The following is a 15,305-nucleotide window of genomic DNA, read 5'->3' on the forward strand; positions in this document are numbered from 1 at the left end:
TGTCCGCTAAATCGTTAAAAATTTAATACCTTAACTACAGCACGCAGCCGTAATGCCTTTTCAACTATTCTCAAAACTAACGCAAAAAAAAGGGACTACCGCAATCGGTAATCCCCAACCAAACATCGAACGAATTTAATCTAATCCAACACCATTCACTCCTTCTCCATTCTAAAATCAACTCATCACTTTTTGTGCATCTTGTTCCAGTTGGCGTCGGCGCGTTTTATGCGCTCGTCGCGTTCCTTTTGCCACTCCGTTCGCACTTCTAAATTATAGTTCAAATACAACTTGCCATCAACAATCGTAAACGCTTCCGGCTCAATAGGTGCTTTGTAGCCATTCGACATCCCATAAGCACAATAACCACCGTATTGCGGAATGTACTTACGCGGATTTTCTTCAAACAGCTTCTTGTTATCAAGCGTTGCAAAATAGTATGTAGCGTCGTCAAATTTGGCTTGCAACTGCTTGCTTCCTCTTACCGCCTTGTTCATTGTAAAATACGCCACCGGATCGTGACCTTCAATAGCAACACCGTTCTTCTGATTGGTTTGCGCCTGCAAAAACGATGCATATAACAGCATCAATTTAAAAATTAGCTTTCTCATGGTTGTGTGTAAAAAATTAAAATGAAACTTGATAACTAACGCCCAGTACAAAACTCCGCGTTAATCCGTCGGGGCGAACCTCTCGAACAACAACTGGAGCCGCCACCGAAACTTCAAATTGTTGGTTGCGCGTAAGTCTATAATTGGCTACAGCATTCAGATTCACGGTTAAACCATCCGAACCGGCAATCGACTCGCGCTTACTGAAAATATTTTCATACGTATCTTCTCCTAAGTGATAAATAAACAGCACATTAGGTCGTAAAGTTAGTTTTCGCGAAGGCAGTTGCCAGCTGTAAGTAGCTCTAAAAAGTGCGTCGGGTTTACGCTCAAATAAATTAGTCGACGGAAAATCGTTCGTGCCACTGTATTCGCTGAAATACGAATTGCGATTCAAATTCACCACCGGTATTTGTACAGCCACTTGCCAATCGAAATTGCCTGTTTTTAAAGCTGTTCCGGCCAAAACATCTATGGTTCCCAAACTCGATTGATAATCTAAAGGCAACGAATAGCCGTTAATTTTCAAGTTCGAAGCCGTAAACGGAAATTTAAATCCAAGCATCGCACTCCATTGCTTTTGCTTTGTTGGCTTAAAACGGTAGTTTCCAATCAAAAAAGCATCGCCAAATTGCGAACGTGTTCCAAAACTTCCGGTAGCTGTCGAATACGTAACGCGTGCCGTAAACGAAAACTTCGATGAAAAATGCTTCGTGTAAGCCACGTACGGCGAAACGTATTTCACATCGGCTTCTCCCAAACTGTACACCACCGCCGTTTCTATCACCTGGCGCACCGAGTCGGTTTCTCGGTCAAATCCTTTATCTATCGAGCAAATTCCCGCATCGCTACAACCTTGCGCAAACAGCGTTTTACTCCCAAAAAACAAAAAGGCAACAAGCACTAACTTTTTCATAGTCTTAGTTTTGTGTTAATGCCGCTACAGCAAATAAATGGTTGTATTGTTGGCAATGAATAAGTACGTAACCGTAGTCGGCAACCGCAACCGAATTAGGTATTTCGTAAACCGTTTGCGAGCTCAGATTGCCTAAATTCACAAAGTTGTTCGGCACATCCGATTTCGATAAATACACCTTCAAATCTGGGCCGTTAGAAATCGAAAATCCCGTTAATTGCACTTTGTAACTGCCTTCCGAAAAGTAAATTTGTGCAGCTCCTGCAACGCTTATTCCGGCGGTTGGAACAAAATTTCCCGAATACTGCAAACTAGCGTCGGGCGCTATGTTTTCGGCAAGTCGTCCCGAAGTCAGAAAGCCTTCTTCCGAACAGCCAAAAAGTAAAAAACTACAAACAATCAGCACTAATGTTCTCATGATACTAAGTTTATTAAGGTCAAAACTACTGCAGCGCCCCAAGCTAAAATGTCGGCTAGCTTACATTTACCATCGATTTGTTCTTTTGGCCAGCAATTCCCGCTGTTCGTTGCAAGTCCTCAATGCCAAAACGGCTGTCGTACGCTCGGCATTGGCTTCCTGCCGGTCGCCGCTGCCACGCAACGCCAGCAAAGTTTTCGCATTTCCGGGCTTTTCACTGCCATCGGGGCTGGAAAATCGTTACCAAAAAAAATGAGTTGTTTTTAAAGTGCGTTGGCCGACATCCCCCCGTCGATCACTAAATTCTGTCCCGTAATAAACGATGCTTCCGACATCGCAAAAAACGCCACAGCAGCAGCAATTTCGGCAGGTTGTGCAACGCGGCGCAAGGGCGTACGTGCTAAAACGGCTTTCGATTTTTCCGAGTCGGCTAACAAACCGGCCGTTAGCGGCGTTTCGGTAAACCAAGGCGAAACGCTGTTAACCCGAATGCCCGCACTCGCCCACTCTACCGCTAAATTTCGCGACAACTGTAACAAACCTCCTTTTGCCATTCCGTATGGCGATCCTGTTCGTACATCAAATTGCCCCGCAACCGAACCAATGTTTATAATTGCCGCTGCCGCCGACTGTTGTAGCAACGAGTAAAAAAACTGACTTACCAAAAAAGGCGCTTTCAAATTAACGCTCAGCAATACATCTAACTCTTGTGTGGTATACGCGGTTGTCGCCTTTCGCAAATTCGTTCCTGCGTTGTTCACTAAAATGTCTACTCTTCCAAAAGTATCTCGGCTAAACTGTTGTAAACTCGTTAAGGTTTGTATGTCGGTTTCTTCTGCTACAAATCCGTACACATTTTTGTATTGCTTGCGCCAGTTTTGCTCCAACGACGCCACTTCAGTTTCCGATCTGCCTGTGAATAAAACTGTGGCGCCCAATTTTAAGAATAACTCAACTACGGCAAAACCTATTCCTTTGGTGCCACCGGTTACCACTGCAACTCGATTGGCTAATCGAAATGTTTCCATATCTCTTAACTTTAAAAAAACGTGTGCAACCAAAACAGTTGCACACGTATTTACTTTTTATTTCAAAACTTCGTTTAGCGGCACTCCCACAATTTGAAAAGGCAATGATGGAGGTGTGTTTAACTGTCCGTCTTTATCGTCAATGATGTGGTTCAGCTGACTGTTAACAGTATATAGTTTTCCGTTTCGAATAGCAGAAGCCGTAGGTCGATCGTACGATTTTTGAAAAGCATCGTGAATTTTCAAAGTTGCTTCACTGTAATCGGCATTAAATGCAGCCGAAAATATAGCGCCTGCTTGCGAGTAAACGTTCACCATGAGTAATTTTCCTTTGTGAAAAAACATACCATCGGAACCCGAAAAACCTAATTTTGCTGTATTGTCGCTCAGTTTAATAGGAGTTATTTTTTTCGATTTCAAATCAATACGCACTAAAGTACCTCCACCTTTTATTGTTCGGTTCATTACCGAAGCAATCAAATACTTCGAGTCTGGAGTAATGGTAAGTCCGTTTAATCCAAAAGGTTGGTCTGACGCCGGATTTTTTAACAACGGATCGCTAACAAACACTTCGGGTTTGCTGGCTGCAAAGGAAGTCTTCCAAATATTGGGTCCGAAGGTATCCGACACGTACGCATTTCCCGCAGGATCTAAGGTTACTTCATTAAAGAAAGCGCCGTCAATAAAGTTCTCGGGGATCGTTTTCAGCAATTTTCCACTTTTTAAATCAAAGACTTTAAAATTGCTACCCGGGTTTCCGCTGGCGGTCTTAAAGTTAAAATTCGCTACCCAAAGACGGTTGTTTTTCTCGTCAACGGCCATACCCACGGCTATTACTAATCCGTTTTGTCCAGGCGCGCTGAAATAAGAAATCTGATCTTTATTGTCAATTCGCTGTATCGAACCGTCGCCAAATCCGCCTACGAGTAAGTCGCCATTGGGTAAGGTGTGTATTCCTTCCGGAAATAATTTATCTCCTTTTAACGATATTGTGCTCACGGCTTTGTTTTGTTGCGCCACTGCTGTAATCGAGGCTACTGCAAATAAAATTACTGCTATAAAATTTTGAGTTTTCATGATTTCTTGGATTTTTAGATTTTTTAGATTTTTTTAGATTCGCGACTGCTGATTAAAGCTGATCTGCCAATGGCCAGTCGATTTCAATTCCTGTCAAATTGTGCAAGTAGTTGCTGATGATTTTATCGCCTACAACGATTACGACATCAATTAAATTCGCAACACTATAACCAGCTTGAAAGAAAAGTTCTTTAGCTTCTTCGCTAACTTTACCTCTGTTGCTAACCACTTCAGCGGTAAAACGAGCTAAAGCATCTAGCTTTGGATCAAACGATGCAGTGCCGCCACGCACTTCCAAAATTTGCTCTTCGCTCAAACCGGCATATTTCCCGAATACGCTGTGCGCCGATTGGCAATAACGGCAACCGTTAATCTGACTCGTAACCAAATTTATTACTTCACGTTGTTTCCCCGAAAGGGTGCTTTTGCGATTTTGTAATGCGAGATAATCTGATAATGCGGTGTCGTTGTGTGCATAAAAAGCATACAAATTGGGTACAAAGCCAATCATTTTGTGCAGATTATCAAAAATGCCTTGATTAACTACCGATACTTCTTCACGTTGTGGAACTGAAAATGTTCTTTTTGCTGTTGTGTTCATAATACTTTGTTTAAAAATTTTATGTCGATATTGACAAGACAAAGTTGCGCCAAGAAGGCAGCCGAACACAATCAACTAGTTGAGGAAATGAAGTGAAACTAAATGAAGAAAAAAAAGTAAACTAGATTAACTTTTTGGACTGAACCCGCGTGTTTCTTAGCTTCGATAAGTATTGGGTAGTCATTCCCAGGAAAGATGCCAGCGCATATTGCGGTACCCGATGGGCAATATTTGGGTATTTTGTCTCAAATTCGGTGAAACGTTCTTCGGCCGTTTTGGTTAAATTACTAATCAAACGACGCTGTAAACCAGCAAACGAACGTTCGGCCATAATTCTAAAAAACGTCTCGTATTTGTGGTGCTTTGCTTTAAGCATTTGTTCCGACTCGTAATCGATTTGCAAAACAACACTATCTTCTAAAGCCACAACAAACATTGATGCGGGTTGCTGAAATATGTAGCTGTTGTAATCCGAGATCCACCAATCTTCCACGGCAAATTGTATGGTGTGCTCTTCGCCAAAGTCGCCAACTACATACGCTCTAAAAGCTCCTTGAACAACGTAATTTCGGTATTTTGCGGTGAAGTCCGGCTGTATAATAAATTGCCGCTTTTTAATAGTCGTGCGCTTAAAAAACGATGCGAAATCGATTAGCTCCGACTCGCTAAAGTCGATTTTCCCGCGCAAGTGCGCCAATAAAGCAGCGTGTGTTTCCATCATAATTCGGTATCGAAGCCGAAAAATAAGGCAATAATTCTAATTTTAAAAATTTTGAAAACGCAGCATTTATAAAAAAAGTACCAATTATCGAGCACTTTATTTCGCACAAGGGGTTGCAACGGAAAGCCGTGACGCGAAACGGCGATTGAAGCTGGTTTTGGTGCAGCGACTGAAAGAAGCTGTGCCAAAACCAAAGCTGAAACGCCGTATGGTGTTGCGCCTTGTAGTGGAAAACGCGACCTGCCGCGCACAAGCACGTCCACCCTATTTTCGCGGCAGGATGTGCCCAAAAGCTAACAAAATAGATTTGCTAATGTTTTGGATTCGACAAATGGGTGCTGCCCCAGCGTTCCATTGCTTGTAAAACGGGCGCTAAACTCCTGCCAAGATCGGTTAACGAATACTCGACACGCGGCGGAATTTCGTTGAATTGCATGCGAATTACCAAACCATCGGACTCCAACTGCTTGAGTTGCTCGGTAAGTACCTTGCGTGAAATACTGGGCATTCGAGCCGAAAGTTCACCAAAACGGCGTGTTTCGTCGCGCAGACAAAACAAAATCAACGGCTTCCATTTTCCGCCAATAAGTTCCAACAAAGCCGTTACCGGACAGCGAAAATCTTGATCGACGCGCTCTTTAGTTACCATAACGTTACTACTTTTTTACTAGTTACCTAAAGGTTACTTGTTACAATTAATAACTATAATTAGTTACTTTGCGTAACAAAAGAACAAATATAGATAAATTATGATTTTAATTACAGGTGCAACCGGACAATTTGGAAAGTTAACTATCGATTTTTTACTTCAAAAAGGCGTTCAACCCAGCGAAATTTTGGCTTTAGTACGTACAGAGGCTGCTGGCAATTCGTTTCAAGAGCGCGGAATTGGCGTTCGTGTAGCCGATTACAACGATAAAGGTTCTTTGCTGCTTGCATTTCAAGGCGTAACTAAACTGCTTTTTGTTTCGAGTAGCGATTTGGCGAACCGCTTGCAGCAACATAAAAATGTGGTTGAAGCTGCCGCAGAAATTGGAATTGACCACGTTATTTACACCAGTTTTCAACGAAAAAACGACAGCGAAAACTCGCCTTTATGGCAAGTTGCCGAATCGCATTTGGCTACAGAAAACTGGATAAAAGCCAGCGGTTTGAACTACACTATTTTAAAGAACAACTTATACCTTGATTTTGTTCCGGGCTTTATTGGTGAAAAAGTATTGGAAACTGGCGTTATTTATGTATCGGCAGGAACAGGAAAATTGAGTGCTGTGCTGCGTTCGGACATGGCTGAAGCGGCGGCGGTTCTTTTGAAATCGGATGCGCATACCGCTAAGGAGTTCAATTTTTCTAACGATACGGCGGTAAGCTATGAAGAAATCGCCGCGGAGCTATCGCAGTTGTCGGGTAAAAGTATCAACTTCGTATCGCCAACTGTTGAAGAATACCAAACTACGTTAAGCAGCTACGGAGTTCCGGCAGAAGTTGTATCGATTTTTGCCGCCTTTGCTGATGCACAAGCGCAAGGACAGCTGGATACTGTAAGTAACGACCTTTCGAATATTCTGGGAAGAAAACCGGTTTCGATGCTCGATTTTGTACGTCAGGTTTACGCAAGCTAACTGCACAAAAATGCGAACAGAATCGGCAGTGATTTACCTAGCTCACTGCCGATTTTTTTTGTATCCAAAAAGCAGTGAAAATCGAAAAGTGCTGCTAAAAATGCAGAATTGCTTTCCGCGCATGAAATAGAGTTTTACCGAAATTCTGTGTATGTTGTTGAGAAAGCCGCAAAATCTTGCCGATTGAGCGCCTATTCATCCGTTAAAAAGTTTCATTTTTATGAATTATTCTAGCGGCTGCGCCAACAGTACAAATAATTGTTAATTTAGCACTAGAGCTTTGAGACAATTTCAGAGCAATTTTATTTCTATGAGCGAAAACGCACCTATCGATATTGAAGTTACTTTAGCACCAACTTCAAAAATCAATCAAGTTGATTTTGAGTCAATTACTTTCGGTTCAACGTTCTCCGATCACATGTTACAGTGCGATTTCAGAAATGGAAGTTGGGAAAAACCGATCATTAAACCGTACGAACCTTTTTTGATAGATCCTTCGGCTAAAGTTTTTCATTACGGGCAAGCTATTTTTGAAGGTTTGAAGGCGTATCGCGATACCCATGATAAGTTGTGGTTGTTTCGACCCGATCAGAATTACGAGCGTTTTAATAAGTCGGCTATTCGAATGGCCATGCCTGAAGTTCCTCGCGAAATCTTTCTCGATGGATTAAAAGAACTGCTAAAAATAGATCAGCAGTGGGCGAAAGGCGGCGTTGGGAATTCGCTGTATATACGTCCGTTTATGATTGCCATTGGTTCGGGCGTTATTGCTGCGCCGAGTAGTCAATACCGTTTTATGATTTTGCTTTCTCCTGCCCGCTCTTATTATTCGGGTTCGGTGAAAGTTATCGTGAGTGAATATTACAGTCGTGCAGCAAACGGCGGAATTGGCGCGGCAAAAGCGGCGGCAAATTACGGTGCGCAATTTTATCCGACCAAGTTAGCCAACGAAAAAGGCTATCAACAAATTATTTGGACAGACGACGCCACGCACGGTTTTATGGAAGAATCGGGAACGATGAATGTGTTTTTCCGCGTTAACGATACTTTGCTTACGGCACCAGCAACCGAGCGCATTTTAGATGGTGTTACCCGAAAAAGTATTATTCAATTAGCAACCGACAACGGGATGGATATCGAAGTTCGTCCAGTAGCTGTAGCCGAAATTATCGCTGCTGCAAAAACGGGCGAATTGAAAGAGATTTTTGGTGCCGGAACTGCTGCAGTTATCAATCCGATTGTTGGATTTGGTTACCGCGACGACTACTATGAATTGCCGGAACAAGCTGATTCGTTTGCTTTAAAACTCAAATCGCAAATCATCGATATTCAGTACAAAAATGCTGAAGATCCGTACAATTGGACGGTCGAGGTGCCGCTAACCTAGAATTTTAGCGATATCCGGTTTGAAATAGTTGGGTCCTTTAAGCACTTTTCCGTCTTCGCGGTAAATTGGTTGGCCGTTTTCGTCTAGTTTACTCATGTTACTGCGTTGAATTTCGCGGAAAACGTCTTCGATTTTATCTTGCAAACCGTGTTCAATGATGGTTCCGCAGAGGATGTAAAGCAAATCGCCGAGGGCGTCGGCAACTTCCACTAAATCGCCTTTTTCGGCTGCTTCAAGGTATTCTTCGTTTTCTTCTTTAAGCAACTCGAAACGCAATTTTATCTTTTCCGGAGAGAGTTCGACGGTTGGTTTTTGCGCATAACCCAAACGATAGGCTGTGTGAAATTCTTGAACGGCTTTAATTTGTTCTTTCATAACATGGATTTATGAAGCAATATTAATGGCTGCAACCGACTTTTGGCTATTTTTGTTGAAAAATTATAAATAATGTTCACAACGGGTCAGCTAATTTTTGCCGCTTTATTTGTTGTTTGCTTTACAATCGTTATGGTAGTAATGTATCGAAAGGATTTGGCCTTACACAAGATGTACTACCGCGGAAACTACAAGATATTACTGGGCTTTTTTGCGTTCATTGCTATTTTGTTTCTATTTAAATTTTATATGAAGCATTAAAATAACGCATGCGGATCCTCAAGTACATATTCCTGCTATTCATTCTGGTTACCATTGGTTTAACGGTGTTTATTGCTACGCAACCTGCTAATTATCAAGCTAAAGCGGAAATGGTAATTCCGGTTAATCGCGTAACTTTATTCAACTATTTAAACAATTATCGGAATTGGGAAAGTTGGAATTTTATTTCGGAAGGCGATGCGCAAACTAAACTTAGTTTTCCTGGAAATACCGTTGGCAAATTAGGTTATATGACTTTTTCTGGAAACAAAAACGGCTGGATTCAAACAACAGATTTAGTTAAAAATCAGGAGATTAATTTTAAGATTAGTCAAAACGGCGAAATTACTTTAGGTAGTTTCACCCTACGCGATACTTTGGGAAAAACCAAGATTATTTGTAAGCGCACGGGGTCGTTAACTTTTAGCGATAAATTCGATGCTACATTTAGCGGCGGTTCGAAAGCCTTGGTAAACAACCAATTGCTCGTTTCGCTTGAGCAATTAAGCAAATTTTTAAAAGCTGAATTGGGTGTTTACAAGACCGAGGTACTTCCAGCGGTAAGTTTAAAACCACTGTTTTTTGTAGGAAAGAAAATTCGTTGTAAACAAGGCGATTTAAATCCGGAATTACTGCGTTGGATTCCGTTTTTACAAGAGTTTTTTGTGAAGAATCAATTACGAAAAGCCGGACAACCTATGGCCATTTACAAATCGGCTCCCAACGCTGCAGTAGTAGAATTAACGATTGCTATACCCACACCCGAAGAAGTATTTTTATCGCCAGAAAGCGATATTTTTTCAGGTAGTTTTGTACCGTATCGCGCATTGCCTGTTATGTTAACCGGCGATTATTCGCACCGAACCGCTGCTATTCGAAAAGCGCGTACTGCAATGAAAGAAAAGTTCCTGACGGAGCGTGGCGGCATTGAAATCTTGGAAATTTTCCAGCAGAACAGCTTCGAACAAAAACGACCAAGCAAATGGGTAACGTTTTTATACATGCCCATTCAAGGAAGTGTAGCGCAGCGTCCTGCGGCTGCGGCAGCCGCACCGACTTTAACACAAGAACAACTACGCGCTGAAGAGGAACGACAAGCTACCGAGAACTAATAAAGCTTAGACCTTTTACAATCGGGAATTACAGCTCGGTCGGTTCAGCCTTTTCCAACAATTTTCGGATTACATATTCGGCGGCGTATAAACCAAACAAGCCAGGCATATAGCTGTTTGTTCCGTAGAACGATTTCTTAAAATTACTTCCGTCGGTTGTTTTTAGACTGCTTGCATCTTGAATTTCTGAAGAAAAAACAACTTTAATTCCTTTATCGATTTTCATTTCACGGAGGCGCTTTTTGATTACTTTCGCGAAAAAGCAGTTTTTAGTTTGACTAATGTCGGCTACCTTAACTTTTGCTGCTTCCATCTTCCCTCCTGCTCCCATACTGCTAATGAGCTTCACTTTTTTACGTTTCGCTGCTTTTATCAGATTTAGTTTAGGCGTTACCGAATCGATGCAATCGAGTACAAAATCAAATTGCGGATCCACAAGTTCGAAGGCACGTTCCGGACTGAGAAATTCTTTAACTCGCGTCAACTCGAGTTGTGGATTGATGTCCATTAACCGATCGCCAACAACATGAACTTTATCTAAACCTACAGTTGAATGTAAGGCAGGTAATTGTCTGTTTATGTTTGTGATGTCTACCACATCGCCGTCTACTATCGTCATTTTTCCGACACCTGCACGTGCGATAAATTCGGCTGCAAACGATCCGACGCCACCCAATCCTACAACTAAAACATTACTGTTTTTTAATGCTTCTAATCCTTTTTCTTTGAACAATAATGCGGTTCGTTCTTGCCACTTTTCCACTACTTTTCTTGTTTAAATACGGTTTGAAAGTTGTTTTGAATCAATTCTTGTAACGCGATTAGTTCTAATTGTAAAGCGGTTGCAGCTTTCGCATACACTTCAGAAATTAGGTAATCAGACGAATCGGTTTCCAAGAAAATGCGCTGCAAATTTAGTTCCTTTAAAATAGCAGGCAAATGTTCTTGCGTCATTAAATATTTTCCAAAACTTACGTAGCAATCGGCATTTTGCAACTGCTGTGCCAAGGCCAGATTCTTCGAAAATCCATGAAAAACAAGAGCTTGTTTGAATTGCAAACGTTTTTTGGCCGACAAAACTTCTGCGTAAGCGCCAACACAATGCACAATAACCGGCATTTGATACTGCTTTGCCAATTCGAGTTGCGCTTCAAAAATGGGTTGTTGCTTGGCAAGTTCGGTTTCCACACGATTATCTAGTCCACACTCGCCGAGCGCTACACAACTCGGATTTTTCAAAGCCAGTTCTATAGCTTGCAGATCGGATGTAAGGCTCTGTTCTTCAATATACCACGGATGAATACCGCAGCTAAAGAATCCCGTTTGTGGTATCGGATCTTTGGGATAGTTGTTTACCACGGCAATTTCATTCGAAAGTAAATCCGCGTTATGTCTGTGGATATTGTAGAAATAATTCATTACATAAAGGTAAGATAGAATCGAGAAATACCGCGCAATACGCTTGGGAATTGTACTTTTGCAGCATGCTAAAACGGCAAGCGCAAAAATATATAAATACCTACAAGGGTTTTAAACGGGAGGTGTGGATTTTGGCCGGAATTACCTTTGTTAACCGGGCCGGAACTATGGTGCTCCCGTTCCTATCCAAATATTTAAAAGAGGATTTACACTTTAGCTTTTCGCAAGTTGGCTGGCTAATGACCGCCTTTGGCTTAGGTTCGATGTTGGGATCGTTCCTGGGAGGTAAACTATCTGATAAAGTTGGATTTTACAACATCATGACATTCAGCTTATTTGGAAGTAGTATCTTATTCATTGCCTTGCAGTTTATTACTAGCTTTTATGCGCTAGCCATAGGTATATTTATTTTGCTTACGGTTGCCGATATGTTTCGGCCTGCCATGTTTGTTTCCTTGGGTACGCTTGCCACACCCGATACGCGCGCACGATCGTTTACTTTAGTTCGACTTGCCGTGAATTTAGGATTTGCAGCCGGACCAGCTATTGGCGGGTTGCTTATTATGAATTTGGGTTATGAAAGTATTTTCTGGGTTGACGGACTAACTTGTTTAAGTGCAGTTTTGCTCTTTTTGTATTTTATTCCGAAACCTAAACATGAAATAGTGCCCGCTAACGATACGCATGCACACATTAAACGCAGCATTCCTCAGGCTAAATTTTTGTGGTTTTTGTTGGCGAGTTTTGGAACTGCCGTTCTCTTTTTCCAGTTATTTAGCACTTTGCCTTTGTATCATCACGATAAGTACGGTTTAACTGAATTTCAGACCGGTTTGCTTATGACCATGAACGGACTGATTATCTTTTTTATGGAAATGCCCGTGGTGAGCTACTTCGAAAAACGAAAAACATCGATGCTGAAACTGATGGCCGTTGGATCGTTGCTTATGAGCAGCTCGTTTTTAGTGCTAATTCCAGGCTGGAACAGTAACATTCTGATCATAAGCATGTTATTTATGACTTTTGGAGAAATGTTCATATTTCCGTTTTCGAATACGTTTGCCTTGTCGATAAGTCCGAAGCACGAGCAAGGCAAGTACATGGGATTTTTTACGATGAGCTTTAGTTTGGCCCACATTTGTAGTTCCAAAGGCGGATTATCTGTGGTTGATGCCTATGGTTATTCGAGCAATTGGATTTTCATGACGGTGATTGGTGTCGCATCTTTGGCGGTAACCCTTTATTTGATGCGCTACATGAAATCGGACGTTACTTCGCGATAAACTTGAAAGCCGCAGCGTCGTATTTCAATTGCGATTGCTTGGCTTTGGTTTTTAGAGTGAGTGTTCCGTCGGGATTAACAAGGCACTCTTGACCTGCACGTTGAATTTTATCGCGCGTTTCGGAAGCTGTTTTGGCAGCATCTAGATAAATTATTTCACTGCTGTTGATTACTGTATTGAAGTTTGTAAAGACAATTTTTTTACTGATGAAATCGACAATGGCGGTTTGATTGGTTGTATTGGTTTCTTTCTTAAGTGGCGTTTCGGTTTTGGTGATTTCGTCCCAAGTAAGTACGTGTAATTTTACTTTTGCAGCTGTAAACGCACTAATTTTTAGATTTTCGGGTTTGAGCTTGGCATCAAAAGTTTTTATCAGAATGGTATCGCGCTTTCCTGTTGGATTTTGTTGGAAGAAAAACAATTGATTTTTTTGAAGTTCGGCCGTACAATTTTCAAACTTAGCACTGATGGTTTTCGCTTCTGTTTTAGGTTTTGCCGCCGGTTTTTTCTTTTGCGCATACGCTGTTGCAGAAACCAATAAAACCAAAACGGAAAGCCACCAAATATTTTTCATAAATAAAATTTTGTTCTAAAATAGCAAAGATTTGCATACGCTACACAGCAAAATATTTCTTCATTGTAAAACCGACGCTTTACGCAGAAGTTTACGAAAACTTAAAACATGTATCTTTCGCAAAGGCCGTAACCAATAATGAAATACGCTCCCGAAAGAATAAAAAGTGCTTTAGAGACATCCGGGTTCTTTTTTCGAAACGATCAGCCATGGAAATGCAGTTATAAAAAAGTAGCGAATTTTTGGAACGATTGCCCGCGTTAGGGATAGCAGCAGCAATAATTGCCAAAGCACGCCGACGTTTTGTGTGCCGGTGCGGGCGACATCAGAAGCCCAAACCCAACCACAAAACGCAAGTGGTTTAGCAGTTATTAACGCGGATAGCCCGCCCGAACGCCCAAAAAATTATGGCACAGATATTGCCTATCTGATACATATCAAACTTTGAGATTATGAAAACTTTTCTAACCCTTTTATGTACCGGACTCTTGTTGCCTGTATTTGCTCAAGATGTTACCACGGTTAGCGCTACGGACAGCCGCATTGGCGACAACCTCGATTTGAGAGCTGTAGCAAGTATTTTTGCAGATTCGGATAATTTAGAAGATTTTGAACGCCGTTTGAATAATCCAAATAATCGAATTAACAACTTAGATTTGAACTTCGACGGTCGTGTGGATTACCTTCGAGTTATTGAAACTGTTGAAGATTACACGCATTTAATTGTGGTTCAAGCGGTTTTAGATCGCGATGTTTTTCAAGATGTTGCTACCATCGATGTGCAACGCGACAACAATAACAACGTTCAAGTTCAATTTGTTGGCGATGTGTATATGTACGGTCCAAACTACATCTACGAACCGGTTTTTGTGTACACGCCTGTGATTTACAGAAGCTTTTGGGCTCCTCGATACCGTGCGTACTGCAGTCCGTTTTACTGGGATTATTACCCAAGTTTCTACACGTATTGGAGTCCGTTTCCGATTTACACCTACCGCAATAACGTGAATGTTTTTATCAACGTGAATCACCAGTACAATTACGTTAATACACGGAGAAATACGCGCGCTGTAGCTTTATACAATGGTCGACGCGCCGATGGTTACGAGCGTTTTTACTCGAATCGCACTGTGGGTCGCAGCGAAAACAACGGAAGAAATTCGGTTACGACCACGCGATCTAGCGGTAGAAATAACCAAACGGGTACTCGTACAACGGTTAGCAATCCGTCGACTAACGGCGGTCGCAATCGCGAAACGACGGTACAAACGGGAGGTGTTCGACCAGCTCGCAACTCGCAAACGGTTAATACTAGCGAAAGTACGGGACGTTCTACTACTGTAGATCGTCAGGTTCGTGGAAATGAAAACTCGAATACCGTTCGCAGTCAATCGAATTCAAACACGGTAACTCGCAATACAACAGATAGAACAAGAGGTACGAGCGATATCCGCTTGACAGATCGTACGCCGCGCAGCAGTTCTAGTTCGGCAACGAGTACAACGAGAAGTAGTTCGGTAACGCCAGCTCCGAGTAGAAGTGAGCGCAGCGGCTCTTCGGGAAATTCGCGTTCGGAAACACGCAGTTCGGGTAATCGTCGCGGATAATTTTGTTTTTGGATTATTAGGATGATCCGTTGTCGAATTTCGGCAACGGATTTTTTATAGATAGGTGCCTTCAACATTAAAATCTTTTTTAGAACAGGCGAATTGAGGTTCTAAGACCCGTAAAAAATTTTGCTTCGCTATTTTTAAAGTTGATCATTTAAACAGTCGTTCACGGTTTTGTATTTTTTTTGGTAACTCGGTAGTCAACATTTCTTTGCCTTGTTCTGCTACAAAAACAGGCTTTTTACTTGAGCCTTTTTACAGATCTAATTGGCGAAAATCAACTATTTTAA

General features: G+C 41.8%; 17 protein-coding genes. 5 read left to right on the top strand and 12 right to left on the bottom strand.

Annotated elements, in window-relative coordinates:
- Positions 1–185 precede the first annotated feature (185 nt).
- The 8 genes from ACOVQQ_RS00365 to ACOVQQ_RS00400 all read right to left on the bottom strand — a co-directional run bounded on the left by ACOVQQ_RS00365 (position 186) and on the right by ACOVQQ_RS00400 (position 6,021).
- Positions 186–611, bottom strand: a complete 426-nt coding sequence (locus tag ACOVQQ_RS00365) for a YHS domain-containing (seleno)protein (RefSeq protein WP_421816454.1) — start codon at positions 609–611, stop codon at positions 186–188.
- Between the two features lie 16 nt (positions 612–627).
- Positions 628–1,527, bottom strand: coding sequence for a hypothetical protein (locus ACOVQQ_RS00370; RefSeq protein ID WP_421816455.1), 900 nt, complete (start codon positions 1,525–1,527; stop codon positions 628–630).
- Between the two features lie 4 nt (positions 1,528–1,531).
- A complete protein-coding gene (locus ACOVQQ_RS00375) occupies positions 1,532–1,945 on the bottom strand; it encodes a DM13 domain-containing protein (protein ID WP_421816456.1) in 414 nt (137 codons plus the stop codon).
- 263 nt (positions 1,946–2,208) lie between these two features.
- Entirely contained in the window at positions 2,209–2,973 is a 765-nt protein-coding gene (locus tag ACOVQQ_RS00380; RefSeq protein WP_421816457.1) for an SDR family oxidoreductase, read from the bottom strand.
- Between the two features lie 57 nt (positions 2,974–3,030).
- Positions 3,031–4,050, bottom strand: coding sequence for a hypothetical protein (locus ACOVQQ_RS00385; protein ID WP_421816458.1), 1,020 nt, complete (start codon positions 4,048–4,050; stop codon positions 3,031–3,033).
- 52 nt (positions 4,051–4,102) lie between these two features.
- Complete coding sequence (locus ACOVQQ_RS00390) at positions 4,103–4,651, bottom strand: carboxymuconolactone decarboxylase family protein (protein ID WP_421816459.1); 549 nt, start codon at positions 4,649–4,651, stop codon at positions 4,103–4,105.
- Between the two features lie 121 nt (positions 4,652–4,772).
- Positions 4,773–5,372 (bottom strand): Crp/Fnr family transcriptional regulator, encoded by a 600-nt coding sequence (locus ACOVQQ_RS00395; RefSeq protein ID WP_421816460.1) that lies wholly within the window; start codon positions 5,370–5,372, stop codon positions 4,773–4,775.
- A 310-nt stretch (positions 5,373–5,682) separates the two neighbouring features.
- Positions 5,683–6,021: a winged helix-turn-helix transcriptional regulator gene (locus ACOVQQ_RS00400; protein ID WP_421816461.1), complete on the bottom strand. Its 339-nt coding sequence runs from the start codon at positions 6,019–6,021 to the stop codon at positions 5,683–5,685.
- A 100-nt stretch (positions 6,022–6,121) separates the two neighbouring features.
- Here ACOVQQ_RS00400 and ACOVQQ_RS00405 point away from each other — a divergent pair, with 100 nt between their 5' ends.
- Positions 6,122–6,994 (top strand): SDR family oxidoreductase, encoded by an 873-nt coding sequence (locus ACOVQQ_RS00405; protein WP_421816462.1) that lies wholly within the window; start codon positions 6,122–6,124, stop codon positions 6,992–6,994.
- 310 nt (positions 6,995–7,304) lie between these two features.
- A complete protein-coding gene (locus tag ACOVQQ_RS00410) occupies positions 7,305–8,381 on the top strand; it encodes a branched-chain amino acid aminotransferase (RefSeq protein ID WP_421816463.1) in 1,077 nt (358 codons plus the stop codon).
- On the opposite strand, the gene ACOVQQ_RS00415 is transcribed toward ACOVQQ_RS00410, so the two are convergent.
- The gene (locus ACOVQQ_RS00415) at positions 8,373–8,756 is read right to left on the bottom strand and encodes a nucleoside triphosphate pyrophosphohydrolase family protein (protein WP_298145935.1); all 384 of its coding nucleotides are present in this window, start codon (positions 8,754–8,756) and stop codon (positions 8,373–8,375) included. The genes ACOVQQ_RS00410 and ACOVQQ_RS00415 overlap by 9 nt on opposite strands.
- Positions 8,757–9,025: 269 nt before the next feature.
- Between ACOVQQ_RS00415 and ACOVQQ_RS00420 the strand changes: the two genes are divergently transcribed.
- Positions 9,026–10,129, top strand: coding sequence for a hypothetical protein (locus ACOVQQ_RS00420; RefSeq protein WP_421816464.1), 1,104 nt, complete (start codon positions 9,026–9,028; stop codon positions 10,127–10,129).
- A 28-nt stretch (positions 10,130–10,157) separates the two neighbouring features.
- Here the strand turns inward: ACOVQQ_RS00420 and ACOVQQ_RS00425 are convergent, their stop codons facing one another.
- Together ACOVQQ_RS00425 and ACOVQQ_RS00430 are read right to left on the bottom strand one after the other, a co-directional pair.
- Positions 10,158–10,892: a tRNA threonylcarbamoyladenosine dehydratase gene (locus tag ACOVQQ_RS00425; RefSeq protein WP_421816465.1), complete on the bottom strand. Its 735-nt coding sequence runs from the start codon at positions 10,890–10,892 to the stop codon at positions 10,158–10,160.
- Positions 10,892–11,548 carry a TatD family hydrolase gene (locus ACOVQQ_RS00430; protein WP_421816466.1) on the bottom strand — a complete coding sequence of 219 codons (657 nt, stop codon included), beginning with the start codon at positions 11,546–11,548 and terminating at the stop codon, positions 10,892–10,894. The genes ACOVQQ_RS00425 and ACOVQQ_RS00430 overlap by 1 nt, the downstream gene beginning before the upstream one ends.
- A 65-nt stretch (positions 11,549–11,613) precedes the next feature.
- On the opposite strand from ACOVQQ_RS00430, the gene ACOVQQ_RS00435 reads away from it, so the two are divergent.
- Positions 11,614–12,831, top strand: coding sequence for an MDR family MFS transporter (locus tag ACOVQQ_RS00435; protein WP_421816467.1), 1,218 nt, complete (start codon positions 11,614–11,616; stop codon positions 12,829–12,831).
- On the opposite strand, the gene ACOVQQ_RS00440 is transcribed toward ACOVQQ_RS00435, so the two are convergent.
- The gene (locus tag ACOVQQ_RS00440; RefSeq protein ID WP_421816468.1) at positions 12,818–13,405 is read right to left on the bottom strand and encodes a hypothetical protein; all 588 of its coding nucleotides are present in this window, start codon (positions 13,403–13,405) and stop codon (positions 12,818–12,820) included. The two genes, ACOVQQ_RS00435 and ACOVQQ_RS00440, sit on opposite strands and share 14 nt — an antisense overlap.
- Positions 13,406–13,857: 452 nt before the next feature.
- Here ACOVQQ_RS00440 and ACOVQQ_RS00445 point away from each other — a divergent pair, with 452 nt between their 5' ends.
- A complete protein-coding gene (locus ACOVQQ_RS00445) occupies positions 13,858–15,012 on the top strand; it encodes a hypothetical protein (RefSeq protein WP_421816469.1) in 1,155 nt (384 codons plus the stop codon).
- Positions 15,013–15,305: the final 293 nt, after the last annotated feature.

This window comes from Flavobacterium sp., assembly GCF_049240005.1.
In the GTDB taxonomy this organism is placed as follows: Bacteria; Bacteroidota; Bacteroidia; order Flavobacteriales; family Flavobacteriaceae; genus Flavobacterium.